Annotated in this window: 24 protein-coding genes; 12 read left to right on the top strand and 12 right to left on the bottom strand. The window is 69.9% G+C overall.

Annotated elements, in window-relative coordinates:
- The first annotated feature begins 87 nt into the window (after positions 1 to 87).
- Positions 88 to 474 (top strand): hypothetical protein, encoded by a 387-nt coding sequence (locus J5226_RS22005; RefSeq protein WP_215837008.1) that lies wholly within the window; start codon positions 88 to 90, stop codon positions 472 to 474.
- 6 nt (positions 475 to 480) lie between these two features.
- Here the strand turns inward: J5226_RS22005 and J5226_RS22010 are convergent, their stop codons facing one another.
- From J5226_RS22010 to J5226_RS22030, 5 genes are all read right to left on the bottom strand, one after another.
- On the bottom strand, positions 481 to 945 hold the full coding sequence (locus J5226_RS22010; RefSeq protein WP_215837009.1) for a hypothetical protein: 465 nt from the start codon (positions 943 to 945) through the stop codon (positions 481 to 483).
- Positions 946 to 970: 25 nt separating this feature from the next.
- The gene (locus J5226_RS22015) at positions 971 to 1408 is read right to left on the bottom strand and encodes a hypothetical protein (RefSeq protein ID WP_215837010.1); all 438 of its coding nucleotides are present in this window, start codon (positions 1406 to 1408) and stop codon (positions 971 to 973) included.
- A gap of 51 nt (positions 1409 to 1459) precedes the next feature.
- Positions 1460 to 1819 carry a hypothetical protein gene (locus tag J5226_RS22020; RefSeq protein WP_215837011.1) on the bottom strand — a complete coding sequence of 120 codons (360 nt, stop codon included), beginning with the start codon at positions 1817 to 1819 and terminating at the stop codon, positions 1460 to 1462.
- Positions 1820 to 2078: 259 nt separating this feature from the next.
- Positions 2079 to 2621, bottom strand: coding sequence for a hypothetical protein (locus tag J5226_RS22025; protein ID WP_215837012.1), 543 nt, complete (start codon positions 2619 to 2621; stop codon positions 2079 to 2081).
- A gap of 35 nt (positions 2622 to 2656) precedes the next feature.
- A complete protein-coding gene (locus J5226_RS22030; protein WP_215837013.1) occupies positions 2657 to 3085 on the bottom strand; it encodes a hypothetical protein in 429 nt (142 codons plus the stop codon).
- Positions 3086 to 3277: 192 nt separating this feature from the next.
- On the opposite strand from J5226_RS22030, the gene J5226_RS22035 reads away from it, so the two are divergent.
- Positions 3278 to 3601 (top strand): hypothetical protein, encoded by a 324-nt coding sequence (locus J5226_RS22035; RefSeq protein ID WP_215837014.1) that lies wholly within the window; start codon positions 3278 to 3280, stop codon positions 3599 to 3601.
- Between the two features lie 9 nt (positions 3602 to 3610).
- On the opposite strand, the gene J5226_RS22040 is transcribed toward J5226_RS22035, so the two are convergent.
- Positions 3611 to 4459, bottom strand: a complete 849-nt coding sequence (locus J5226_RS22040) for a class I SAM-dependent methyltransferase (protein WP_215837015.1) — start codon at positions 4457 to 4459, stop codon at positions 3611 to 3613.
- Between the two features lie 281 nt (positions 4460 to 4740).
- Here J5226_RS22040 and J5226_RS22045 point away from each other — a divergent pair, with 281 nt between their 5' ends.
- From J5226_RS22045 to J5226_RS22070, 6 genes are all read left to right on the top strand, one after another.
- On the top strand, positions 4741 to 5814 hold the full coding sequence (locus J5226_RS22045; RefSeq protein WP_215837017.1) for a dipeptide epimerase: 1074 nt from the start codon (positions 4741 to 4743) through the stop codon (positions 5812 to 5814).
- Positions 5811 to 6965: a membrane dipeptidase gene (locus tag J5226_RS22050; protein ID WP_255322889.1), complete on the top strand. Its 1155-nt coding sequence runs from the start codon at positions 5811 to 5813 to the stop codon at positions 6963 to 6965. Before J5226_RS22045 ends, J5226_RS22050 begins: the two co-directional genes overlap by 4 nt.
- A 92-nt stretch (positions 6966 to 7057) precedes the next feature.
- Positions 7058 to 9307 carry a TonB-dependent receptor gene (locus J5226_RS22055; RefSeq protein ID WP_215837019.1) on the top strand — a complete coding sequence of 750 codons (2250 nt, stop codon included), beginning with the start codon at positions 7058 to 7060 and terminating at the stop codon, positions 9305 to 9307.
- A gap of 152 nt (positions 9308 to 9459) precedes the next feature.
- Positions 9460 to 10518, top strand: coding sequence for a DUF1611 domain-containing protein (locus J5226_RS22060; RefSeq protein WP_215837020.1), 1059 nt, complete (start codon positions 9460 to 9462; stop codon positions 10516 to 10518).
- Positions 10515 to 11675, top strand: coding sequence for a hypothetical protein (locus J5226_RS22065; protein ID WP_215837022.1), 1161 nt, complete (start codon positions 10515 to 10517; stop codon positions 11673 to 11675). The genes J5226_RS22060 and J5226_RS22065 overlap by 4 nt, the downstream gene beginning before the upstream one ends.
- 2 nt (positions 11676 to 11677) lie before the next feature.
- Complete coding sequence (locus tag J5226_RS22070) at positions 11678 to 13633, top strand: serine hydrolase domain-containing protein (RefSeq protein ID WP_215837024.1); 1956 nt, start codon at positions 11678 to 11680, stop codon at positions 13631 to 13633.
- Between the two features lie 108 nt (positions 13634 to 13741).
- On the opposite strand, the gene J5226_RS22075 is transcribed toward J5226_RS22070, so the two are convergent.
- A complete protein-coding gene (locus J5226_RS22075; protein ID WP_215837026.1) occupies positions 13742 to 14026 on the bottom strand; it encodes a hypothetical protein in 285 nt (94 codons plus the stop codon).
- A 397-nt stretch (positions 14027 to 14423) separates the two neighbouring features.
- Here J5226_RS22075 and J5226_RS22080 point away from each other — a divergent pair, with 397 nt between their 5' ends.
- The gene (locus tag J5226_RS22080; RefSeq protein WP_215837028.1) at positions 14424 to 14948 is read left to right on the top strand and encodes a hypothetical protein; all 525 of its coding nucleotides are present in this window, start codon (positions 14424 to 14426) and stop codon (positions 14946 to 14948) included.
- A gap of 18 nt (positions 14949 to 14966) precedes the next feature.
- On the opposite strand, the gene J5226_RS22085 is transcribed toward J5226_RS22080, so the two are convergent.
- Positions 14967 to 15983 (bottom strand): M20/M25/M40 family metallo-hydrolase, encoded by a 1017-nt coding sequence (locus J5226_RS22085; RefSeq protein ID WP_215837030.1) that lies wholly within the window; start codon positions 15981 to 15983, stop codon positions 14967 to 14969.
- 159 nt (positions 15984 to 16142) lie between these two features.
- On the opposite strand from J5226_RS22085, the gene J5226_RS22090 reads away from it, so the two are divergent.
- Complete coding sequence (locus J5226_RS22090) at positions 16143 to 17513, top strand: DUF2252 family protein (RefSeq protein ID WP_215837032.1); 1371 nt, start codon at positions 16143 to 16145, stop codon at positions 17511 to 17513.
- 130 nt (positions 17514 to 17643) lie between these two features.
- Here the strand turns inward: J5226_RS22090 and J5226_RS22095 are convergent, their stop codons facing one another.
- Positions 17644 to 18447 carry a MipA/OmpV family protein gene (locus J5226_RS22095; protein WP_215837034.1) on the bottom strand — a complete coding sequence of 268 codons (804 nt, stop codon included), beginning with the start codon at positions 18445 to 18447 and terminating at the stop codon, positions 17644 to 17646.
- A 358-nt stretch (positions 18448 to 18805) separates the two neighbouring features.
- Complete coding sequence (locus J5226_RS22100; RefSeq protein ID WP_215837036.1) at positions 18806 to 19705, bottom strand: LysR family transcriptional regulator; 900 nt, start codon at positions 19703 to 19705, stop codon at positions 18806 to 18808.
- Between the two features lie 98 nt (positions 19706 to 19803).
- Here J5226_RS22100 and J5226_RS22105 point away from each other — a divergent pair, with 98 nt between their 5' ends.
- A complete protein-coding gene (locus J5226_RS22105) occupies positions 19804 to 20646 on the top strand; it encodes a type 1 glutamine amidotransferase domain-containing protein (protein WP_215837038.1) in 843 nt (280 codons plus the stop codon).
- A 144-nt stretch (positions 20647 to 20790) separates the two neighbouring features.
- On the opposite strand, the gene J5226_RS22110 is transcribed toward J5226_RS22105, so the two are convergent.
- A complete protein-coding gene (locus tag J5226_RS22110; RefSeq protein ID WP_215837040.1) occupies positions 20791 to 21711 on the bottom strand; it encodes a sigma-70 family RNA polymerase sigma factor in 921 nt (306 codons plus the stop codon).
- A 187-nt stretch (positions 21712 to 21898) separates the two neighbouring features.
- Between J5226_RS22110 and J5226_RS22115 the strand changes: the two genes are divergently transcribed.
- Positions 21899 to 22363 (top strand): carboxymuconolactone decarboxylase family protein, encoded by a 465-nt coding sequence (locus tag J5226_RS22115; protein ID WP_215837042.1) that lies wholly within the window; start codon positions 21899 to 21901, stop codon positions 22361 to 22363.
- A 126-nt stretch (positions 22364 to 22489) separates the two neighbouring features.
- Here the strand turns inward: J5226_RS22115 and J5226_RS22120 are convergent, their stop codons facing one another.
- On the bottom strand, positions 22490 to 23665 hold the full coding sequence (locus J5226_RS22120; protein ID WP_215837044.1) for an XVIPCD domain-containing protein: 1176 nt from the start codon (positions 23663 to 23665) through the stop codon (positions 22490 to 22492).
- Positions 23666 to 23748 lie beyond the last annotated feature (83 nt).

Here is a 23748-nt window from a genome sequence, read left to right on the forward strand (position 1 = left end):
CACCCCGGCGCGTGCGCCCGCGCGCGCGTTCGCGCCGGGCCGCCACCATCGCGCCGCCGCGGCGCGCCACGCACCAAGGAGTCGGACATGCGTAACCTGATGGCCCTGCTGTACTACCTCTGCGCGCTGTTCGGCTGCAGCGTCGGCGGCACCAGCATCGAACACCACACGGTCGTCGACGGCGTCGACATCGTCGACAGCCGGGTAAGGATCAGCGAGCGCATCGCGCGGTTCGAGTGCAGGAGCAGCCGCAGCGGACAGTGCCATTACAGCCTGTTCCGCGGCGACTGCCCCGCGGCCGCGCCGGCGGCCGGCGCGGCGCGGGATCCGCGCTGCGCGCAGCCGCCGCAGGAAAGTTTCGCCCTCGACGCGGGCGCGACGCGCGAGATCGTCGGCGTCGCGCCCGGATTCAAGGTGTGCGTGAGCGACGACGAGGCCGCCGTGGGCGCGGATTGCAAGCCGCGCGGATCGTGACGCCGATCAGCCGCTCGCGGCCCAGCGTTCGGCCAAGGGACGGGTATGTTTGCTGCAGCGCTCGGGATCGATGTCCCAACGGCCTTCGGCGTATTTGATCGGCCAGAACATACCGTGATCGAAAATCCACGAGCAGCGCGTGATCGGCGGATCGTACCAGCCGGCGATCCGGGTGGGTCTGATCTCCTGTGCCGCCATATGCTCGTACAACGGTTGCATTCCGTCGTCGGGTTGCCAGTGGCGATTGGCGCGGGCCTGCTCGCGCAGGCAATGGCGCAACAGTTTGCCCGCGCGTTGCGCGGTCGCGGCGATCGCGTCGGGGCGTTCGTCGTCGTCCCAACTGCGCGCCAGCGCGCGCTTGCTGTCGTCGGACAATTCGTCCCACCAGCGGCGCGCGGCGGGGTCGGCGGAAACGGAATAAGGTGCGGGGATCGAGGTCATAACATCGCTCCTGTCGGAAGAGGAATCCAAACGGCATCGGCTCGAAGTCTTGAACCTACAAGGCCCACCACGATCCCGACGCCAGAATTCCGGTCTCGGTCGGCTCACGCCCCATGCGCGTCTCGGGCAACGCGTTGTCCCAACAGTCGCCCTGATCCAGTCTCCGGCCGGAAATGTCCGCATGTCCGACGTGGTACTCGTACAGATCCTGCATCCCCCAGCTCCAGCCCGCCGGTTCGACGCAAGGCAGGCACGCCGCCGCCCCGCGCCGCAGCAACTCCCGCGCGATCGGATCGCGCGGCTGTTCGTACTCCATCACCCAATCGTTCAAGTAATCGGCGGTCCTTCGCGCGATCCGCCGCAACGGATCGGCGCGCTCGTCGTCGGCCCAACTGCGCATCAGCGCGTCGCGATTGCGCCCGGACAAGCTGACCCACCAGCGCTGGGCCAATGCGTCGGCGGTAACGGCATAAGGTGCGGGAATCGAAGTCATCGTCGCTCCTGTCGTGTTGCGGAAAAAACGGGATCGCCGCCTCGCGTCTCATCAATCGATACCGTCCCAAGCGTCTGGAACGACAGCGAGAAGATTCGGCGCGGAGTGCCAGCATAAGCGGAGCCGGACATCGAACCGCCAGGAATGCCGCAGAGGCGGCGCTCGATCCAACCGATACTCGTAGTAATCGCGCTCGCTCCAATGGCGCGGGTCTTCGTCGCGTACGCGGGGTTCTCGGCGCGACGAACGCTGGATTTCGCGGGAAAGCGCGCGACCGGTTTCGATAGCTCGATCGCGCGCCTCATCGCGCACGCGGCTGCGCACCAGTTCCGACCGCTGCGTGCGCGACAGCGCCCGCCACCAACGACGCACTTCCAGCGAATACCCGAACTCGGACAAAACCGACGGCATCGACGCTCCTTTCCGCGCGCCGCGCAACGGCGCCGGTATCGACGTGGATGGAAGAAAGACCGAAGCGGACCGCGGACCCGGCGGCCTCCCCAGGCGGCCGGTGCGAAAACGAGCCGGCATGGTACGCCTGCGCGGGCGGATCGGCGCATCGCCCCGCGCCGGCGCTTCAGCGCGGGTCGCGGCGGCCTGAGGTATGATGGCGTCGCTCTCGGAACAGAACTCGTGGGTTTGCGACCCGCCTACAGGCCGCTTCGGCCGCTTATTCCCAGGGTGCGGTCCGCTCCGCCAGCCAGCGCTCCAGCGCCGGCGCATCGCTCAGCGCGAACAGATGGCCCCAGGGCCAATCCACCAGCAACAACTCCCCGGACTTGGGCAACGCACGCAGCAACGCGGCGATGGCCGGCGCCTGCTCCGGCGCCCAGCGCTCGTGCGAGAGCCACAAGGCCTCGATCCGCCCCTCGCGATGGTCGGCGAACAAGGCGAAATCGTGTTCGCCCCAGGCGCGCAACATCGGGCAAGGCGTGCGCGACGAGGAATAACCGGTCCAGACCTCGGCATAGGCGGGAAAACGCGCGGCCGCCGCCGCTTCGACCGGTTCCATCGCCAAGCCGAGATCGCCCAGCGATTGCGGCGCTTCGGGACGCACCATCAGATCGGTATAGCCCGAGCCGTCGAAGTGCGCTTCGGCGAAATCGTGCAGCTGCGCCAGCGTGCGCTCGCAATGTGCCCAGGCCGCGAGCGGCAGCAGCTCGATCTGGCTGTCGTCGTCTTCGTGGAAGTACAGCGAACGCGGGTCCGGCATCTCGCAAACTCCAGTCGTTGGTCGCGACGGCGCGTTCAAGCGCCCTCGACCAGTTCGACCTGGCCGATCCAGTTGCGCTGACGCCGCGCCAGCCGCGCGGATTCGGTCTCGCCGTGCAACGACGCGGGCGCGCGCCGGATCCGCGCCGGTTCCAGATTCTCGAAGGCGTTGACGTTGACCACCGCGTACAGCCGCCCTTCGATCCGGCTGACCACGGCCGGCACCGCGCCGCACGTCGCGCACACCAGGAAATCGGCCGTGTGCGTGCCGAACGCGTAGCGCGACACCCGCTGCGGGTCGCTCAGCCGCAAGCGCAGCGTCGCGCCGGCCTGCGCGGTCCACACCCCGCCGTGCTTGATGCAGAAGCTGCAGTCGCAAGCGCGCGCGGCGATGTCGTCGGCCTCGCCGCTCCACTCCAGGGCGAAGCGGATGTTGCCGCAGTGGCAGGCGCCGTCGATGAGCATGGGTGAGTTCCCGGGAGCGAAGGCGAACAGAGTACTCCGCGGCCGCGACGTTGGCCGGGCGCGGCGTCGCGGCGCGTTGAACCTGTTCGGCGCCCGCGGCTTGGGCGGCGCCGCGGCCTGTCCGCCTCCTCGCGGCGGCCGCGTTGTCATCAGCATGCAAGGACCAGCCGAGAGGACGGCGGGGAGGACGACATGGACGGGTTGAGCAATGGATATCGCGCCGATGGCGCAGCGCGGCTCTCGATCGAGCCGCCGATCGCGGAACGCAGCGCCCGGAGGCAGGGGCCGCAGGCGCAGACGTGGCCGCGGGCGCCTTCGCGCGATCCCAGTCGGCTGGATCGCTTGTACCGGCTCAAGCTGGCCGGACGCGATCCGGAGCGCAGGAGGCGCCGCCGGCGGTCCTTGCATGAATTGGCCTGTTGGTTCGCGCTGGCGCTGCTGGTCGCGGCCGCCTTGGCCTCGCCGGTGCGCGCGGCCGAACCCCGCGCCGGCACCGCCGCGCTCGCCGCCGCCTGAGCGCCGGCGCTAAACCGCGCCGGCGTCGAACACCGCGATCCGATCCGCCACGCACTCGGCGTCGCGCGCGCGCAGCCACGGCTGCGCCGCGAGCGCCGGCGTGCACGGCCCGAGACTGGCGATGCGCAGCGGCCGCCGCGCCGACAGCGCGCGCAAGCGTTCCAGCACCTGCGCGAGCAAGTCGCCGGTGAACGGCGTGTACAGGTAAAACACCGTTCCCGCCGACAGGTCCGCGGTGCGCGCATCGGCGTGCGCGAATTCGGCCCGCGCGAGCCCGAGCGCCCGCGCGCAGTCGTTCGCGCTGGCGACGTAAGCCGCTTCGTGTTCGATGCCGATGCAGCGCGCGGGCGTGCAGGCCGCGGCCAGCAGCGGCACGTGGCCGAGGCCCGAGCCCAAGTCGATCAGCACGTCGTCCGCGCGCAGTCCCAAGCGCGCCAACAGGTCGAGCAGGTGCCGCGCCGGCGTGGGTTGATAGAACACCGTCTGCGGCGCGGGCGCGGCGATTTCGCCTTGCGGTTCGGCCAGATCCAGCACCGCGGCGAGCATCGCATCGAACGGATCGTAGCCTTCGCCGTCGGCCTGCGGCGGCGATTCGCTGCGCCACTCGCGCAGCACCTGCGCGCCCTCGCCGGCGCGGATGCGCGCGCGCAGCGCGTGCGCCGACTCCGCGTCGGCCGCGTCCAATCGCGCCTGCGCGGCTTCGGCGCGTTCGCGCAGCGCCGCGTCGTCCGCGCCCAAGCGCAGGCTCAGGCGTTCGATCCGGTCTTGCAGCTGCGCGCGCTCGCGCCAGCGCCGCGGATGCCGCCATTGCGCATCGGCGTCGAGTTCGTCCAGCAGGGATCGCAAAGCGTCGCTCATCGGCGTGGCGGTATCCGCAGGGAAACAGGCCGGCCGAGGTTCGGCGGCCAAGACGGGCGGCGATGTTCGCACGAACCGCCGCCGGGCGAGGTTTCGCGCATTCCGAGGCGTGCGGCGCATCAGTCGGCCCGGGATTTTCGCTGCAGTGCAGCATGAAAGACAGGGGATTTCTCGCCAAAACCGCGCGCCGGGCTCCGCTCGTCGGGCCGATCTTGACTCAATCGAAACTAAATTTTCTGATTCGGAAAATTTCGTTTCAGCGATTTTCAACGAGGCCGCCCATGCCCCCACGCCCCCGCCTGCGGATGTCGCTGGCGATCGAACCGCTGCCGCTGAAGGCGCCGTTCGCCATCGCCGGCCGCCGCTTCGAGGCGATGCCCGCCCTGGTCGCGACGCTGACCGACGCCGACGGCCATCGCGGCCGCGGCGAGGCCAGCGGCGTGTACTACCTCGACGACGAACCCGAGTCGATGCGCGCCGCGCTCGAAGCGCGACGCGACCTCATCGAGGCCGGCCTCGACCGCGACGCGCTGCGCGCGCTGCTGCCGCCCGGCGGCGCACGCAACGCGGTGGACTGCGCGCTGTGGGAACTGCAGGCGCAGCGCGAACGCCGGCCGGTGTGGGCAGTGGCCGGCCTGCGCGGCGTGCGTCCGCTGCTCACCGCTTTCACCCTCGGCGCCGACGCGCCGGAGCGCGTCGCGGCCGGCGCGCTCGCGCTGACGCAAGCGCGCTTGATCAAGCTCAAGCTCGACGGCGATACCGAACTCGACATCGCCCGCATCCGCGCCGCGCGGCGCGCGCGCACAGACGTCCGCCTGATCGTCGACGCCAACCAAGGCTATGCGCCGGAACGCATCGCGCCGTTGCTTGCGGCATTGGCCGATCACGGCGTCGAACTGCTGGAACAGCCGTTCCCGCGCGGCCACGAAGCCGCGCTCGACGGATTCGACTGCCCCATCGCCGTCGCCGCCGACGAAAGCGTGCAAGGCCTGGACGAACTCGACGCGCTGGCCGGCCGCTACGACGTGGTCAACCTCAAGCTCGACAAATGCGGCGGCCTGACCGAAGCGCTGGCGATGGCCGAACGCGCGCGCGAGCTCGGCCTGCGCTGCATGGTCGGCAACATGCTCGGCACCAGTTGGGCGGCCGCGCCCGCGTTCGTGCTCGGGCAACGCTGCGATCTGGTCGATCTCGACGGCCCCACCTTCATCGCCGCCGACCGCGCCGTGGCGGTCGGCTACCGCGACGGTTTCGTGGATTGCCCCGACGAGGTCTGGGGCGGCGCCGCGCCGCTCGCCGACGCCGCGTCCGAAACCGCGCCTTCCTCACTCACGACACAGGCACCGCACCCATGACGACTTCCTCCGTCCGCCTCAGCCGTCGCCGTCTGCTGCAAGCCTCCGCGGCCGCCGCCGCGCTCGCCCTGCCCCTCGCCGCCGCTGGCGCCGCGCCGATGCGGCCCGCGCGCGACACGCTCAAGCGCTACTCGCCGCGCGCCCGCGCCATCGTCGAACGCGCGCTGGTGATCGACATGCTCGCGCCGCTGCGGCTGGACATGCGCGAAGACATCTACGCGCACGACTTCGATCAGCGCCGCATCGAGGATTTCCGCCTCAGCGGCATCGGCGTCTTCCACAACTCTTGGGGCCTGACCGGCGCCGACGCGCGCGAGCGCGTGGCCGAGTATCTGGCCGGCTGGCACGGCCTGCTCGCGCGCCGCAGCGACGTGTTCGCCCTGGTCGGACGCGCCGAGGACCTCGACCGGGCCAAGCGCGAGGGCAAGATCGCGGTGATCTCCGGCGTGCAGAACGCCGAGCACTTCCGCGCCAAGAGCGACGTGAAGTTCTTCCACGGCCTGGGCCTGCGCTGCGCGCAGCTGACCTACAACAGTCAGACCGTGATCGGCTCGGGCAGCACCGAGCGCGAGGACGGCGGGCTCAGCGACTACGGCGTGGAGATCGTCGCCGAGATGGAACGCGTCGGCATGCTGATCGACGTTTCGCACTGCGGCGACCGCACCACCCTGGACGCGATCGAACTGGCCAAGGGGCCGATCGCGATCACCCACTCCAACTGCCGCGCGCTCAACGATCATCCGCGGCTGAAGACCGACGAGGCGATCCGCAAGCTCGCCGCCAAGGGCGGCGTGATGGGCATCACCGGCGTGCGCATGTTCGTCGGCGCCAAGGAGCCGACCACGCTGGAGACGATGGTCGATCACATCGATCACGTCGCCAAGCTGGTGGGCATCGAACACGTCGGCATCGGCTCGGACGCCGATCTGTACGGCTACGACGCCATGCCCGCCGATCAGCTCAAGGCGCTCAAGGCGTCGTACAAGGCCAGCTACGGCTTTCGCGAGCGCATCGACATCGAAGGCTTCGACCGGCCGACCAAGATGTTCGAACTGACCGAAGCGCTGATCCGCCGCGGTTACAGCGACGCCGACATCGAGGCCGTGCTCGGCGGCAATTTCCGCCGGTTGCTGGGGCAAGTCTGGCGTTGAGTCGCGCCCCATCGAGGCGTCGAAACGCTCGCCCACAACGCTATCGCATCCGTCGCTCCATCCACGCCATCCGCAGTCCGGGGAGAATCACCATGCCGCGCGCCGTCCTCCATCGCCATCCTCGCCGCGCGTTGACGCTGGCCATCGCCCTGACCTTGACCGCGGTGAGCTGCGTCGCCGCGGCGCAGGCGGCATCCGACGAGGACGCATCCGCCGCGCAAAGCCCAGCGCGCCCCGCACCGTCGGCGACGCTGGACACCGTCACCGTGACCGCGCAGAAGCGCATCGAGAACGCGCGCAAAGTGCCGTCCTCGATCAGCGTCGTCAACGAACAGCAACTGGAGAACCAGCACGTCACCCAGTTGTCCGACCTCAACGGCTACCTGCCGGCGATGACCATCAGCAACGGCGGCTCGCCGGGCCAGACCTCGGTGTCGCTGCGCGGCATTCCGACCATCGGCGCCGGCGCGGTGGTCGGCACCTACCTCGACGACACGCCGCTGGGTTCGAGCAGCAACTTCGCCCGCTCCAGCCGCTTCGTGCTCGACCTGCTGCCCTACGACATCCAGCGCGTGGAAGTGCTGCGCGGCCCGCAGGGCACGCTGTACGGCGCCGGCGCGATGGGCGGCTTGCTGAAGTACGTGCTCAAGGATCCCGATTTGCAGACCTTCGAAGGCCGCGTCGGCGCCGGCGTTTCGAGCGTCGCGGGCGCCGGCGGCAACGGCTGGAACGCGCGCGCCGGCCTCAACGCGCCGCTGATCGAGGGCAAGCTCGCGATCCGCGCCTCGTTCGCCGACGAACGCACGCCGGGCTGGATCGACAACGCGCTCACCGGCCGCAAGGACATCAACGACACCCGCCAGCACAGCGGGCACCTGTCGCTGCTGTGGCAACCCAGCGAGGACGTCGGCCTGAAACTGACGGGATTGCATCAAACCGTGGATTCCGACGACAACAGCCTGGGCACGCTCGACGCCGCTCGCCGTCCGGTGTACGGCCGCGACGGCGTCGCCAAACTCGCGCCGGAACGCTTCGAGAAGAAGATCGACTTCTTCGCCGCGACGCTCGACTGGAATCTGCATTGGGCCGATTTCGTCTCGGCCACCGGCTACTCCAAGACCAAGACCGATCAGATCACCGACGAAAGCCGCATCTATGGCCCCGTGTTTCCGCTGTTCGGCGCCGCGCCCGGGCTGTCGAAATTCTCGCTGGGACTGGAACTGGAGAAATGGACCCAGGAACTGCGTCTGGTCTCGAAATCCGACGACCGACTGGAATGGATGATCGGCGGTTTCTACACCCGCGAAACCTCGGACAACCACCAAGAAGCCGGCGCCGCGACGTTGACCGGCGCGTCGATCCCGGGACTGAGTTCGCTGGCCGTCGCCGAAATCCCCTCGACCTACACCGAGCGCGCGCTGTTCGGCAACGCGACCTACAAGTTCAGCGACAGGTTCGACATCACCGTCGGCCTGCGCCACGCCCGCAACGAACAGGACTTCAAGCAGATCGTCACCGAGGGCGTTTTGCTCGCTCCGGGAACCTCGTCCGGGCGCTCCTCGGAAAACGTCACCACCTATCTGCTCGGTTCGCGCTGGCATCTCGACCGCGACAGCATGCTCTACGCGCGCATCGCCAGCGGCTATCGCCCCGGCGGCCCCAACTTCGCCGTGCCGGGCGTGCCGCCGACGGTCGATTCCGACAGCCTGGTGAACTACGAAATCGGCTGGAAATCGCTGTTCTTCGACCAGCGCGCCTCGATCGACCTGGCGGCGTTCCTGATCGACTGGAAAGACATCCAGTTGTCCGAATCCACCCGCGACGGCATCAGCTACGCGGCCAACGGCGGCAAGGCGCGCAGCCGCGGCGTGGAGCTGACTTCGGCGTTCAAGCTGACGCCCGACTTGCGGATCGGCCTCAACGGCTCGTTCACCGATGCGTATCTGGTCGACGCGGCGCCTTCGCTGCGCGGCTTGCCGGGCGACACGCTGCCGGGCATCCCGCGCTGGACGTTCGCGCTGAGCGCCGACTACGACTTCGAGTGGAGCGCGGGCTACAACGGCCGCATCGGCGCGAGCTATCAGTGGATCGGCAAGCGCAAGACCAACGTCGACAGCAATCCCAACGTCGCGCCGCTGCCCGCCAGCGGCCAGTTGAATCTCAACGCCGATGTCTCGCGCGACGACTGGACCGTGCGCGCCTACGTCCGCAACTTGACCAACGAACGCGACGTCAACGGACTGTCGCCGGTCAGAAGCGCGGCGACCGGCGATGTCGTGGAATGGCGCGTCAACCGGGTGCAGCCGCGCACGGTCGGCCTGGAGTTCGACTTGCGGTTCTGATCCGCCGCTCCATCCGCTTCGATACCGGTTCTCGATCCATCCATGGGCCGGCCGCGACGCGCTTCGCCCGCCACCGATTCCGATCGAAACCTCCCCTCGCGCCCCAACGGTCGCCGCCTAGCGCCGACCGGCCCCCACAACGGAATGTCCGCATGCCGAATCCCGCCGAAACCGCTACGCCCGCCGCTCTCGCCTCGCTCGACCTGCCTCAGCCTTATCTGCTGTTCCTCGGCGACGTAGAACACCCCGCGTTCGCCAAGACCGCGCTGGGCCTGCGCGACTGGGCGCGCGAGCTCTGCGTGGGCGAGTTCGCCCTGCCCGGCGCGGGCGTGTCCTTGAACTTGCCGGCGATGACGCCCGCGCAAGCGCATGCGTCGGGCGCGCGCGCGATGGTCGTCGGCGTGGCCAACGTCGGTGGCGTGATTCCGCCGGCGTGGCTGCCCTCGCTGCTGCAAGCGCTCGACGCCGGATTGGACTTGATCGGCGGCTTGCATCAGCGCTTGAACGACATTCCCGAACTGCGCGAGGCCGCCGCGCGCCACGGCCGGCGTCTGATCGATGTGCGCCAACCGCCGCCGGGACTGCCGGTCGCCAACGGCCGCAAGCGCGGCGGCAAGCGCCTGCTCACCGTCGGCACGGATTGCGCGCTGGGCAAGAAATACACCGCCTTGAGCCTGACCGGCGAACTGCGCGCGCTCGGCGTGGACGCGACGTTCCGCGCCAGCGGCCAGACCGGCGTGCTGATCGCCGGACGCGGCCTGCCGCTGGACGCGGTGGTCGCCGACTTCGCCGCGGGCGCCGCGGAGTGGTTGAGCCCGGACAACCGCGCCGAGCATTGGGACGTGATCGAAGGCCAAGGCTCGCTGTCGCACCCGGCCTATGCCGGCGTGTCGCTGGCGCTGCTGCACGGCAGCCAGCCCGACGCCATCGTCGTCTGCCATCGGCCGGGGCGCGAGCGCATGCTCGGCTATCCCGATTACCCGCTGCCGAGCATCGAAGAAACCATCGCGCTCAATCTCGCGTTGGGCCGGCGCACCAATCCGGCGATCCGCTGCGCGGGCGTCAGCCTCGACACCTCGCACCTCGATGCCGGGCAAGCGCAGGCCTTGATCGAAAGCGAACGCGCGCGCCTGCGCTTGCCGGTGGCCGACCCGATCCGCGGCGGCGCGGCGCTGCGCGCGTTGGCCCTGTCTTGCGTGGCCGGGTCATGACCGCGACGGGCGCGACGGCGTCGCGCTTCCAGCGCTTTTGGCTGCCCGGGCTCGCGTTCAAAGCGGTGGTGATCGGCGGCGGCTACGCCACCGGACGCGAGCTGGCCGAGTTCTTCCTGCCCTCGGGCCCGTGGGGCGGCGTGTACGCGATCGCCGTCGCGACCGCGCTGTGGAGCGCGGTGTGCGTGGTCACCTTCGCCCTCGCGCAAACCTTGCGCGCGTTCGACTACCGCAGCTTCTTCCGGCGCTTGCTCGGGCCGCTGTGGTGGACCTTCGAGTGGGCCTATCTGGCCTTGCTGATGGTGTTGTTGGCGGTGTTCGGCGCCGCCGCGGGCGCGATCGGGCAATCGCTGCTGGGCTGGCCGCCGCTGGCCGGCACCTGGTGTCTGGTCGCGGCGATCGCCGCGGCGGTTTGTTTCGGCAACGAATCGGTCGAGCGCTTGTTCAAGTGGGTGTCGTTCTTCCTCTACGGCGTGTACGCATTGTTCGCGGTGTTGGCGCTGTCGGCGTTCGGCGACCGCATCGCGGCCGCATTCGCCGCCTCGCCGGCGCCGGCCGGCGCGCGCTGGTTCACCGACGGACTGACCTATGCCGGCTACAACCTCGTCGGCGCGGTGGTGATCCTGCCGGTGGCGCGGCATTTCCTGCGCCGCCGCGACGCCGTGATCGCCGGCCTGATCGCCGGCCCGCTGGCGATGCTGCCGGCGCTGGCCTTCTTCGTCTGCATGACCGCGTTCTATCCCGCCATCGCCGCGCAGACGCTGCCGTCGGACTATCTGCTGCAACGCTTGAACCTGCCGTGGTTCCACGCCCTGTTCCAGCTGATGGTGTTCAGCGCGTTGCTGGAAAGCGGCGCCGGCGCCGTGCACGCGATCAACGAACGCGCCGCCGCGGCATGGCGCGCGCGGCGCGGCGACGAATTGCCGGCGCGCGCGCGTCTGGCCCTGGCCGCCGCCTTGCTGCTGGGTTCGATCTTCCTGGCCGACCGGATCGGGCTGATCGCCTTGATCGCCAGCGGTTATCGCTGGCTGTCGTACGGTTTGTTGACCGTGTATGTCGCGCCGCTGCTGACTTGGGGCGTGTGGCTGTTGTCGCGCGCTCCCGCGCCCGCCGCGTCCTTCCACCCATCCACCGCCGATTCGCCGAGGATGCCATGAGCTTGTCCCGTCTCCGCTGTTCCCTGCTGTTGGCCGCGACGCTCGTCTGCGCGGCCGCCGTCGCGCAACCTGCGCCGACCGCAGCGACGCCGGCGCCCGCCGCCGCGCCCGCGCAACGCCTGGATCCCGCCGAACTGGGCGCCTACGTCGACGGCGTCGTCGACGCCTACCGCCGCCGCTACGGCATCGCCGGCGTCACCGTCGCCGTGGTCGATGCGCAAGGCCCGTTGTTGCTGCGCGGCTACGGTTCGGCCTCGCAACAGCCGCAACGCGCGGTAACGCCCGATGCCACCTTGTTCCGCATCGGCTCGGTGTCCAAGACCTTCACCTATCTGGAAACGCTGAAGCTGATCGACGCGGGCAAGCTCCAACTCGATACGCCGGTCAACGACTACCTGCCCGCCGCGCTCAAGCTGCCCGACGACGGCTATCCGCCGGTGTTGCTGCGGCACCTGCTCACCCACACCGCCGGTTACGAGGATTCCGCATTCGGCCATTTGTTCGCGCAAGATCCGCGTCGCGCGCTGACTCTGGCCGATTACCTGCAGCGCCACCGCCCCGCGCGCGTGCGCGCGCCGGGGACGCATGCGGTCTACTCCAACTACAGCGTCGCCCTGCTCGGCGAAGTGCTGGCGCAAGTCGCCGGCGCGCCGTTCGAGACGCTGATCGAACGCGACCTGTTCCAGCCGATGGGCATGCGGCGCACCACCTTCCGCGAACCGCTCGGCCAGCACGATCCGCGCGACAGCGGCGCCGCGTTCGCCGGGCTGTGGTCGCAGGGCTACGAACGTAAGAGCGGCGGCTTCGCTAAGCGCGGGTTCGAGTACATCGCCCAGCTCGCGCCGGCCGGTTCGGTGTCGAGCGACGCGGCCGACATGGCGCGTTATCTGCGCATGCTGTTGGGCCGCGGCCAACTCGACGGCCGCGCGATCGTGCCGCCGTCCGCGTTCGCCAAGCTCGAAGGCGCGCCGCTGTTCGCCACCGCGCCGGACGCGACCGGCCTGTCTTACGGTTTCTTCCGCCACCGTTACGGGCAGGTGCTGAGCCTGGAGCACGGCGGCGCGACGCTGTACTTCCACTCGAATCTGGTCGCGGTGCCGGAACTGGGCTTCGGCGTGTTCGTGTCCACCAACACCGACAGCGGCCGGCGCTTGGCCGCGGAGTTGCCGGGATTGCTGTTGCAGCATTACTTCCAACGCGCGCGGCCTTCCGCGGCGCCGGTGCCCGGCCCCGATGCGGCCGCGGCGGCGAAACCGTATCTGGGGCGCTACCTCGGCGAGCGGCGCAACTATCGCCGCTTCGAGAAGTTGCTGACCGCGAGCAACGCCGAAGTCGGCGTCGCCGCCGACGGCTATCTGACCTTGTCCGCGGGCGAGGACACCACGCGCTGGGTCGCGGAAAAGCCCGACGTGTTCCGCGCGGTGGAAGGCCCGGACCGGCTGGTGTTTCTGCGCGAGAACGGCCAGGTGACCGGCTTCGTCTCGCCGTACGGCCACGACGTGTTCGACCGCGCCGGCCCGCTCGACAGTGCGAACGCGCTGTACGCGCTGCTGGCGCTGAGCGCGCTGGTCTCGCTCGGCGTGTTGACCGGGCAGTGGCTGCGCCGTCGCCAGCCGCGCGGTCAGGACGCGGGCGCGCGCCGCAGCAGTTTCTGGCTCGGGGCCAGCGCGGCGGCGTGGCTCGCGTTCGCGGCGATGTTCGCCACCGCGTTCCTGCAATTGGCCGGCGCCGGCAGCGCCGCGGTGTTCAGCTACCCGGGCACGTTGCTGCGTCTGGCGATCTGGTTCGGCACGCTGCCGCTGGCGTTGACCGTGGCCGACATCGCGCTGCTGTGGCCGGCGCTGCGCACGCGCGAGTTCGGTTTCTGGCGCAAGTCGCGCCACTTCGCCGCGGTCGCCGCGTTCGCGCTGGCGGCGGTGGCGATGTGGCATTGGAACGTGCTCGGCTGGCGGGTCTGAGCCGGGCTCGGCGCAAGCGGCGAACGTCGCGCGCGTCCCTCGCCGCAACGACGCGGCGCTCGCCGCGCACCGCGCCGCCACGACGGCGGCGCGGTGCGTGGGTCGCGCTCAGGGGTACTGGCAGCGGATCGCCACCGTCACGCCCCAATTGGGGTGGATGTATTGCGCGCTGACCACGGTGTAGCCGAACAGCACGCTGCCGCCGGACTGCTGGCAAACCGTGATGGCCTGATTGATGGCGATGACGGTGGCCGTGGTCTGGTCGGCCCAAGCGCCGCTGCCGTAGACGAAATTGGTGTGCGGTTCGGCCGAGGCGGTCGGCGCGAACACCGCGGCGGCGAGCAACAACGCGGCCGCGCCGCTCTTCAAGCTGTGCTTCATGCGCGAAATCATGGGGCTGTCCTCCTGACGCCGCCGGATCGACGGCCCCCCACGCTAGCCAAGCGCCGCGGCGGCGAAGTTTGACCGCGCGCACGCGCGGCGCGGCGGTTGCGCGATCCGCGACCGCGGTGGACATCGGCGCCGCGCTTCGTGACTTGCGCGCTGAACCCGGGCCATCGCGGTCGCGCCCGCACCGGCGTCGCGATCACCTGCGCTTTCCGGCCGCGGTCACGCCCGGTGCCGCCGCGCTCTGCGACGGCCGCCGACTGCGCGAAGGCCGCGCCGCGGCCGCTGTCTCGGGATTGTCACGGAACAGCCATAAATTGCGCGGAGCCGCGCGGTGGCGGTTCTACCACCGGACCTGTCCACCCGCGCCCCTTCTCTCCCAGCGATTTCCAGGCGATCCCCCATGCGTCCGCTCAAGCTCGCGTCCCTGCTGTTGCTCCTGCTCGCGCTGTCCTTCGCCGCCCAGGCGCGCAAACCCTATGTCGAGATCGAGCGCAAGCTGAGCGCGCAGCAGTTGCAGGAGGTCGGCCTCAGCGACGAACAACTGGCCAAGCTCAACCGCATGCTGCGCGAAGCCGAGGACGGCGCGTCGCGCGGCGCCGATGCGACCGCCGCGGCCGACGCCGAAGACGCCGGCCCGCAGGTCGGCGCCGGCGCTCCGCGCGAACGCGCGCCGGGCGCGGGCCAATTCATCGGCCTCAACGACGAGCCGATCAAGAGTCGGCTCAAGCACGACGTGGCGGGCTGGGAGCCCGGCACCGTGTTCGAGCTGGAGAACGGCCAGCAGTGGAAGGTGCTCAAGGGCCGCATGAGCCTGAAGAAGCCGATGGTCAAGCCCGAGATCGTGGTGGTGCCGGGCGTGGCCGGCCGCTGGTTCTTGCAGGTCGACGAAGACATGCCGAAGGCGCGCGTCTACCGCATCGATTGATTCCGCGGCGGCGCGGCGCTATGGCGCCGTCGCCGCGGCGTAGGCGCCCTGCACCACCTGCGCCATGCGCGCGTAGTCCAAGGTCTCGTAGGTGTCGTCGGGCTGGTGATAGCGCCGGCTGCGCAGAAACGCGGTGTCGCCGATCATCAGCGCCGGAAAGCCTTCGCGCCAGTACGAGAGGTGATCGGAGAAATCCACGCCCTGCACCAGCAGCGGCGGCGCGTTGATCGAATGCACCGGCAGCGGCGTGGCGCCGGCCATCGCCGCCTTGATCTTGCGGGTCAGGCCGAAGTCGCCCATCCGCCCGACCACGACGACGAAGTCGCCGCGGTCCGAATACAAGCGGTGCATGCCGGGCACCGGATAAGTCTGGCTGCCGGGCCGGTCGCTGAAGCGGCCGATCATTTCCAGCGACAGCATGAATTCGACCTCGCGCCCTTGCGCGCGCAAGGCCCGCGCATGCCACGCGCTGCCCATGTGTTCGCTGCGGAAATGCGGCGGCTCTTCCAAGGTGTAGGCGACCAGCTCGACCGGCCGCGACGGCGGCGCGCGGCCGAGCATGCGCGCCAGTTCCAATAAGCCGGCCACGCCGCTGGCGTTGTCGTCGGCGCCGGGCGTGTGCGTGCGCGGCGAGTAACCGCGCGGGTCGCCGCTGTCGACGCCGGTGTCGGCGTAGGAATCGTAGTGCGCGCCGATCACCCGCAGCGGGCCGGTGTCGGGGCCGAAGCGGGCGACGACGTTGCGATAGGTCTGGCCTTCCACGATCACCGGCTGATCGCCGACGCGCGCGCCGGCCCGTTCGAATTCGGCGCGCAGATAGGTCGCGACGCGTTCGAGATTCTCCGGCCGGTCGTAGCTGCGCGGATAGAAATCCACCGACAGCCGCTTCACGTCCTCGCGCAGGCGCTGCGCGTCGGCGGCCGGCGGCGTCGAAGGCCGCGGCGTCACGCCGGGCTGGACCACCACGAACAACGTCGCAGCGGCCAGCGCCGCCAGCGTGAACAGCATCAGCGCGAGCCGGCGCAGTCGTTTCATCCGAGCATCCTTGTTCCGTACGGGTCCAGACCGCCATGCAAGCGCATTTCGCGCCGCCGCGCCAGTCTCGGCCTCGGCCGGGTCATGCGCCTGACACATGCCGATGCTCGACTCGGCTGCGCCGCCGTGCCCGCGCGGCCCCTCGTTCAAGGATCGCGCATGCCCTCGCCCCGCACCTCGCTGCTCGCTTTCGCCCTCGTCCTGGCCGCCTGCGCCCAGGTTCCCGCCGACGCCGCCAGCGCGCGCAAGAGCTGGGTCGTGCAGCAGATCCACGACCACAACCATCCCTACGCCGCCACCGCCAGCGGCGAGCTCGACACCAAGCTGGCGACCATGGCCGGCGGCGCGTTCGCGTTCTACCGCGGCAGCGCGCACCTGTTCTTCCAGGACATGAAGACCCTGCCGGCCTCGGCCTACGCGACGACCCAAACCGGCTACACCTGGATCGGCGGCGACGCCCATCTGGGCAACTTCGACGCCTCGCGCGACAGCAGCGGCAAGGCGGTGTTCAAGGTCGCCGACTTCGACGAAGGTTACCTGGGCCAATACGTGTGGGATCTGCGCCGGCTCGCCGCGAGTCTGGTGTTGGCCGGCCACGACAACGGCCTGAGCGACAGCGACATCGGCGCGGCCGTCGACACCCTGGTCGGCGCCTACGTCGATCAGATGAACGACTTCAAAGGCACCAGCGGCGAGAGCACGTTCCGCCTGACCAAGGACACCACCACCGGCGTCGTCGACGACACCATCGGCGCCGCCGACGGCAAGACCCGCGACAAACTGCTGTCGAAGTACACCGCGGTCAGCGGCGGCGCGCGCAAGTTCCAGGCGCTGTCGAACCTGATCGCGGTGCCGGCGGCGACCTACAGCGGCGTGACGTCGGCGATGGCCGGGTACGTGTCGTCGATCGCTTCGTCCAAGCGCTATCCGGCCGCGTTCTACACGGTCAAGGACGTGCGCCAGAAGCTCGGCTCCGGCGTCGGCAGCCTCGGCCGCGCGCGCTATTACGTGTTGGTCGAAGGCGCGAGCGCGTCGACCTCCGACGATGTGATTCTGGAATTCAAGCAAGAAGCCGTCAGCGCCGTCGCCGCGGCCGCGCCGGGCCGCTTGCCGGCCAGCGCTTACGACAGTCACGAAGGCCTGCGCGTGGCGCGCACGGCCAAGGCGCAGGTGAGCAACGCCGAGGTGCTGATCGGCCACGCCAGCGTCGGCGGGCTGCCGTTCTACGTGCACGAGAAGTCGCCGTTCCAAGAAGACTTCGACCCGGCCAAGCTCGACAGCGCGGGCAAGTTGAACACCGCGGCCGGCTATCTGGGCCAAGCGCTGGCCAGCGCGCACGCCTTGGCCGATCAGGATTACGACAGCGCGGTGGTGAGCTACAGCATCGACAAGCAAGTCAGCGATGCGGTCGTCAGCAAGAGCGGGCTGAAGTCGGAGATCCGCGCGTTCGCGTTTTCGTACGCCGATCAGGTGGAACTGGATTGGGAGGCGTTCGTGGAGGCCTACAACGCGGGGACGCCGTTGTACTGAGGTCGGATCCCAGGAACGAGCGAAGAGGAACGAGTGAGGGCCGGGGAACTACTCGTTCCTCGCTTCTCTTCGCTCGTTCCTTCGCTCAAATCCCAGCGCGCGCCCTACTCGGGCGCGCGCCGGCCGGCCGTCAGAAACTGCGCACCACGCCGAAGAACGCCTGCGCCACGCCGTCGGTGTCCTCGGCGATCAGCGGGCTGTCGCTGATCTCGTCCGGCAACACCTGATAGCCGACGTTGGCCATGAACCGCCACTTCTGCGCGAACGGCCGCGCCACGGTCAGGCCGACGTACGGGATCGTCGCGCTGCCCGGGCGATAGTCGACCACGCCGCGGCGCACTTCCTTGTCCAAGGTGCCGTAGTAGTAGTTGGCCAGATCCTTGGACAGCACGGTCACGCCGACCGCCGGCGTCAGCAGCCATTGGCCGGCCTGCATCGGGTAGCGGTAGCTCGCGTCGGCTTGGAAGCCGCCGCTGACGTCGAGGATGTCGGCCTTCACTTCCAACTGCACTTCGCCGGCGCTGCCGCGCCAGCTCACCGAGGCGCCGGCGTCGACGCTGTCGTCGCGGTCCGACAGCAAGTCGCGGTTGATGCCGCGCTTGAGCAGCTCGCGCCGGCCGAAGTCCTTGGCGTCCATCGCGTCGAGACGGCCGCCGAGGAACACGTCGACCACCACGTCCTCGCGCTTGATCAGGTGATAGCCGGCGCTGATGCCGCGGAAATAGAAGCGGTCGCCCTCGTAGCCGACGAACGGGATCACCCGGGTGTGGTTGCCTTCGCCCGCGTACAACTCGTTGCGGGTGCCGGCGGCGATGCCGACGCTCCAGTTCGACGGCGCCATGTCGGCGCGCTCCTCGCCTTCTTTGCGGACTTGGGCCGATACCGCGACGGGAAGCGAAAGCAACAACAAGGGAACGATGCGGGCGATGCGCATGGAGGAGTGTCCTGAGGGTGGGGAAGAAATACAGCGGAAGACCGACGCGGCGCGCGAACGCGCGCCACGACGCTAACGGCGGGGTTTTAAGAGTTGTTTAAAGCGCGGCGCCGGCGCGCGCGGCGACGGCGATGCATGGATACGACGACTGCGGGAGTGCGGTTGCGGTTCGCGCGGCGCGACGCGAACGTGCGCATGCGTATCGCGCGGACGCGTCCACGACGATGCGCGAGCGCGCCGGCGCCGCGAGCCTTCGCGGCCCGCTGACCAAATACCCGATGCGCTGTGCCGACGGGCGCGCGACTTGTAATCGTGATACTCAGCGCACGGTTTTTCGCGCGAGACGGATAACTGCCGCTCAGCTTTCGCCGCTGAGCGTATCGATCAAGGCGCGCGACGCCGCCGACAAGCGCCGGTGCGGCGCGTAGATCAACGAGAACGGCCGCGAGCGGCCGCGCAGATCCGACAAGATTTCGGTCAAGCGTCCGCCGCGCACGCGGCCTTCGACGACGAAGTCGTAGCTCTGGCAGACGCCGAGCCCGTGTTCGGCCAGCGACACCGCGCCGAGCACGTCGTCGCTCACCCGCAGCGGCGATTCGGGCGTCCAGTCGACATCGCGCCCGCCGTCGCGGAATTGCCACTGGGCGATGCGGCCGGTGCTGGGCATCTCGAACGGCAGCACGGTGTGCGCGGCCAGTTCGTCGAGCGTGCGCGGCTCGCCGCGCCGGCTCAGGTAATCGGGCGAGGCGACCACGCACAGCGCGGCGTCTTCGAGCTTGCGCGCGGCCAGACCGCTGTCGGGCAACTGGCCCAGACGCACCGCCAGATCGAAGCCTTCGGCGACCAGATCGACGTTGCGGTTGGCGATGTTGAGTTCGACCCGCACCCGCGGGTAGCGCTCGGCGAAGCGCCGCAACAGCGGCGGCAGACGGTAGTGGCCGTAGGTGGTCGGCACGCTCAGGCGCACCCGGCCGCTGAGTTCGCCGCCCTGCCCCTGGATCGCGCGCTCGGCCTCGTCGATCTGCGCGAACGCGGCGCGCGCCTGTTCCAGATACAGCCGGCCGGCTTCGGTCAGACCCTGGCGGCGCGTGGTCCGGCGCAGCAGTTGCGCGCCGAGGCGGTTCTCCAGCCGCGCCACCGCGCGGCTGACCACCGAGGGCGTGGTCGCCAGCGCTACCGCGGCGGCGCTGAGCGAGCCGTGCTCGACCACGGCGATGAAGGTTTCCACGTCGCCGAGATGATCGAAGCGCCGGCCCATCTTTGCTCCTGGAGAACAAATCAATTCCCGTCGCGGGATTTTATCGCCGCGCAAGAGCGCAATACAGTGCCGGCCATCGTCCCCTCAGGAGTTTTGCGATGAAACGTTTCGGCCTCATCGGCGCCGCCCTGGCGCTGGCCCTGTCCTTCGGCAACGCCCAGGCCGCCCGCGTGCTGGTGGTGCTGTCCGACTCCGACCGTCTGGACCTGAAGGACGGCAAGACCTTCAGCACCGGCTTCTACCTCAACGAACTGATGCAGCCGGTCAAGGCGCTGCTCGACGCCGGCCACGAGGTCAGCTTCGCCACCCCGCAAGGCCGCGCGCCGACCCTGGACCGCGGCTCGCTCGATCCGATGTACTTCGGCGGCGACGCGCAGGCGCTGCGCGCGCATGAAGCCTTGTTGGAGAAATTGGCGCTGACCGCGCCGGACAAATCGCCGGTGCTGAGCCTGGAGCGGGTCGCGCAGATCGGCTACGACCGCTACGATGCGGTCTACGTCCCCGGCGGCCACGCGCCGATGCAGGACTTGCTGCGCAGCCCGGCGCTGGGCCGGCTGCTGAGCGATTTCCACGCCAAGGGCAAGACCACCGCGCTGGTCTGCCACGGCCCGATCGCGCTGCTGTCCACCCTGCCCGACGCCGCCGGCTTCGCGACGGCGCTGGCCGCGGGGCGCGCGCCGTCGGCGCCGCCGCAGTGGATCTATCGCGGCTACCAAGTCACGGTCATCAGCAATCGGGAAGAAGAGATCGCCAAACCGCAACTCGGCGGCGGCGCGATGAAGTTCTATCCGCAGACCGCGCTGCAGGCGGCCGGCGCGCAGTATCGGAGCAACACCGCACCGTGGGCGTCCAACGTGGTGGTGGATCGCGAACTCATCACCGGCCAGAACCCGGCGTCGGCGGCGGATGTGGCGAAGGCGTTGTTGCAGCGGTTGAAGTGATGCGTGGACGACCGCCGCGCGCCGTGCGGCGAAAACCGCGACGGCGCACGATGCCCGGCGCGATCGCGTCGCCGCGAGGATCGAAGCGCTTCGCAAGCCGCGGACCCGAACGGGCCCGCGGCTTCGCCGCGAACGAACGGGCGCTTACAGCCATTCGATCCGCATCGCCGCCAGCCGCGACGGATCGGCGACGATCTCGATCCCCGCGATCCGCCCCTGCGCCCACGCGAACACGAACACCGCACGCGCCTCGCCGCCCGGCGCCCAGGCCGCGCCCATCGCGCCGTCGATGCGCGCCGGCCGAGCCGCGTGCGCGCGGCCCTTGAAGATGTCGGCCACGTCGTGCGCGCCGCGCACCTGCGCGGGCAAGCGCGGCGCGCCTTGCGCGCGGGCGACGGCGCTGGCGCTCACCGCCGCGTCGTCGGCGCGCAGTTCCACTTGCGGATCGAGCAGATTCACCAGCGCGGCGAAATCGCCGTTGCGCGAGGCCGCCAGGAACGCATCCACCATCCGCCGCCGGCGCGCGCTTTCGATCGACGCCGGTTGCGCCGCTTGCGCGCGCTCGGCGGCCGCGCCCTGCACGCGCCGGCGCGCGCGGCTGGCGAGCTGGCGCGCATTGACCGTGCTGTGGCCGAGCACCGCGCCGACCTCCTCGAACGGCATGCCGAACAGATCGTGCAGCACGAACGCCAAGCGTTCGGCCGGCGCCAGCGTGTCGAGGATCAGCAGCAAGGCCGAGCCCAGCGAATCGGCGAGCAAGGCTTCGTACTCCGGGCCGCCGGCGTGGTCGGCGACGCTGTCGCGTTCGTCTTGCGCCGGCTCCAGCGGTTCCTCGCCGCGGCCCTTGCGCGCGCGCAGCGCGTCCAGGCAGACCCGCGCGACCACCGTGGTCAACCAGCCGCCGAGGTTCTCCACCTGCACCGCATCGCTGCGCGCCAGCCGCAGCCACGCTTCCTGCACCGCGTCGTCGGCCTCGCTGCGCGAGCCGAGCATGCGCACGGCCACGCCGCGCAGGTGGCCGCGATGGTGCTCGAACTGTTCGGCCAGCCAATCGGAAGGGCGCATGCGGGTGTCTCGGCGATGGGGTCGCCAGTCTGACGAAGCAGGGCCATGAAACGTGACACGCCCGCGTTCGCGCCGCGCTGTCACGTTTCGCGATCCCGGTTCGTCAGACCGATACGAGCCGGCGCTGCGCGAACGGTGCGCGCCGCCGGATCGCTTCCCTGTCCACTGCCCTCAACGGAGATCCGCCATGCCCCTGCAAGCCCGCATGCCCCACCCCGTCCACCAGCTGCCCGACGCGATGAAGGCGCTGTGGGCGCTCAAGTCCTCGCTCGAACATCAGGGCGTGAGCGCAAGCACCTTCGCCTTGGTCGAGTTGCGCGCCAGTCAGGTCAACGGCTGCGGCGCCTGCGTCGACATGCATTCGCGCGACGCGCTCAAGGCCGGCGAAACCGCCGAGCGCCTGTTCGCGGTCGCGGCCTGGCGCGAAGCGCCGTACTTCAACGAGGCCGAACGCGCCGCGCTGGCGCTGACCGAAGCCTTGACCCGCATCAGCGACCGGCCCGAATCGGTGTCCGACGACATCTGGAGCGAGGCCGCGCGCCACTACGACGAGAAGGCGCTGTCGGCGCTGGTGCTGGCGATCGCCAACATCAATGTGTGGAACCGGCTCAACGTGGCCGTGCGTCAGCCGGCCGGCCCCTGGAAGGGCTGAAACGCAAGCGGGAGGGCTTCGGCGCCGATGCGCGCGGCCTAGCGGCGACGCGCCGCGAAACCGGAAACATCAAGCCCGAACGCCCTCCCACCGGTTCGCCGCGGCCAGCCGCCGCGGCGCACTCGCTCAGCTCAACACCGCGCGCTTGGCTTCCTGCGCCGGCGCCGTTTCCGCGGGCGCCGCCGTCATCGCGGCCGGATCCGGCGGCGACTGCGTGCGCTGCTGATCGACGAACACGCGGCGATGCCCCGGATCGTCCAACCCGCCTTCGACCGCGAAGAACCCGCGCCCGTCGCGGCCGGCGATGACGTGGTCGATCGCGCGCATGCCCTGCCCGTTCGCGTCCACCGTCGCGTGCGCGGCGGCGTTGCGGTAGCCCTGCTCGCCGCCGAATTCCATCGCGCCCGCGGGCAGCCCGCGCAGGCCGTGCAGCGCTTGCTGGTACATGCCGTGCTGCGGATGCGCGGGATCGGCCACGCCGGCGCCCGCGCCGTCGTGCTGCGCGCCGGCGCGGCCGGGATCGTGCCCGCGCGGGCCCGGCGTCGCCTGCTCCTGCGCCTTGATCACCGCCTCGATGTAATGGATGTCGATGCCGTGCTTGATGCCGCTGCCGGGAATCAGCTTCTGCCAGAACGATTGCGGATCCGGGTCGGGCAATTCGATCTTGTGGCCGACCGCGTCGGGCATGGCCCACTTCAGCGGGATGCTGTGCTCCTGCAAGTCGGTCAGGATTTCGTTCTTGACCGCGTAACGGCGGATCTGGCCGTTGTCGGCGACCTCGCGCTTGGCCGCGTCGGCGTCGATGCCGATGCGCTCCAGCGTCTTGTCGTGCACGCCCGAAGCGTTGAAGGTCACCGCCGGAATGCCGCTGGCGATCGACGCCGCACCGGCGAGACCGCCGCCGAGCGAATGCCCGGTGATGACCACTTCGTCGCCGAACGCGACCTTGGCCTCGCGCGCCAGCGCGATCGCCTGGTTGTACTGCGCGTCCTCGAAACCCAGGCCCTGGCGGAAGTTGGTCAGCCAGTCCTTGCCTTCGTCGGTGCCCGAATAGGCGACCACGTAATGGCCGTGCTCGTCGCCGTACACCCGCGCGAGGAAGCCCGAATCCTTGTTTTCCAGGCCGGCCGGGTCGATGCCCTTGCTCAGCAATTGGTCGGCGGTGAGCGGCTTGAAGCCGTCGATGCCGGGGCCTTGGTCGTACAGATCGTCCATCAGCCGCGACAAGGTCTTGTCGATCGGCTTGGCCTGCGTGCCGCGCACTTCGTCGGCGAAGGACTGCGGCGGGGTCTGCTGGCTCATCCTGCGGTCTCCTGAATTCCTTGGCGTGCCTGATTCCTGATGCGCATGCTGCATGCGCGGGGTCGCGAAAACGCGGGAACGGC

The sequence above is a fragment of the Lysobacter sp. K5869 genome, from assembly GCF_018847975.1.
Lineage (GTDB): Bacteria > Pseudomonadota > Gammaproteobacteria > Xanthomonadales > Xanthomonadaceae > Lysobacter.

Bases quoted from the DNA above. Each gene is read 5' to 3' on its own strand.
- J5226_RS22005 (WP_215837008.1), top strand. From the start codon at position 88: ATGCGTAACCTGATGGCCCTGCTGTACTACCTCTGCGCGCTGTTCGGC.
- J5226_RS22015 (WP_215837010.1), bottom strand. From the start codon at position 1,408: ATGACTTCGATTCCCGCACCTTATGCCGTTACCGCCGACGCATTGGCC.
- J5226_RS22020 (WP_215837011.1), bottom strand. From the start codon at position 1,819: ATGCCGTCGGTTTTGTCCGAGTTCGGGTATTCGCTGGAAGTGCGTCGT.
- J5226_RS22025 (WP_215837012.1), bottom strand. From the start codon at position 2,621: ATGCCGGACCCGCGTTCGCTGTACTTCCACGAAGACGACGACAGCCAG.
- J5226_RS22030 (WP_215837013.1), bottom strand. From the start codon at position 3,085: ATGCTCATCGACGGCGCCTGCCACTGCGGCAACATCCGCTTCGCCCTG.
- J5226_RS22035 (WP_215837014.1), top strand. From the start codon at position 3,278: ATGGACGGGTTGAGCAATGGATATCGCGCCGATGGCGCAGCGCGGCTC.
- J5226_RS22040 (WP_215837015.1), bottom strand. From the start codon at position 4,459: ATGAGCGACGCTTTGCGATCCCTGCTGGACGAACTCGACGCCGATGCG.
- J5226_RS22045 (WP_215837017.1), top strand. From the start codon at position 4,741: ATGCCCCCACGCCCCCGCCTGCGGATGTCGCTGGCGATCGAACCGCTG.
- J5226_RS22050 (WP_255322889.1), top strand. From the start codon at position 5,811: ATGACGACTTCCTCCGTCCGCCTCAGCCGTCGCCGTCTGCTGCAAGCC.
- J5226_RS22055 (WP_215837019.1), top strand. From the start codon at position 7,058: ATGCCGCGCGCCGTCCTCCATCGCCATCCTCGCCGCGCGTTGACGCTG.
- J5226_RS22060 (WP_215837020.1), top strand. From the start codon at position 9,460: ATGCCGAATCCCGCCGAAACCGCTACGCCCGCCGCTCTCGCCTCGCTC.
- J5226_RS22065 (WP_215837022.1), top strand. From the start codon at position 10,515: ATGACCGCGACGGGCGCGACGGCGTCGCGCTTCCAGCGCTTTTGGCTG.
- J5226_RS22075 (WP_215837026.1), bottom strand. From the start codon at position 14,026: ATGATTTCGCGCATGAAGCACAGCTTGAAGAGCGGCGCGGCCGCGTTG.
- J5226_RS22080 (WP_215837028.1), top strand. From the start codon at position 14,424: ATGCGTCCGCTCAAGCTCGCGTCCCTGCTGTTGCTCCTGCTCGCGCTG.
- J5226_RS22085 (WP_215837030.1), bottom strand. From the start codon at position 15,983: ATGAAACGACTGCGCCGGCTCGCGCTGATGCTGTTCACGCTGGCGGCG.
- J5226_RS22090 (WP_215837032.1), top strand. From the start codon at position 16,143: ATGCCCTCGCCCCGCACCTCGCTGCTCGCTTTCGCCCTCGTCCTGGCC.
- J5226_RS22095 (WP_215837034.1), bottom strand. From the start codon at position 18,447: ATGCGCATCGCCCGCATCGTTCCCTTGTTGTTGCTTTCGCTTCCCGTC.
- J5226_RS22100 (WP_215837036.1), bottom strand. From the start codon at position 19,705: ATGGGCCGGCGCTTCGATCATCTCGGCGACGTGGAAACCTTCATCGCC.
- J5226_RS22105 (WP_215837038.1), top strand. From the start codon at position 19,804: ATGAAACGTTTCGGCCTCATCGGCGCCGCCCTGGCGCTGGCCCTGTCC.
- J5226_RS22110 (WP_215837040.1), bottom strand. From the start codon at position 21,711: ATGCGCCCTTCCGATTGGCTGGCCGAACAGTTCGAGCACCATCGCGGC.
- J5226_RS22115 (WP_215837042.1), top strand. From the start codon at position 21,899: ATGCCCCTGCAAGCCCGCATGCCCCACCCCGTCCACCAGCTGCCCGAC.
- J5226_RS22120 (WP_215837044.1), bottom strand. From the start codon at position 23,665: ATGAGCCAGCAGACCCCGCCGCAGTCCTTCGCCGACGAAGTGCGCGGC.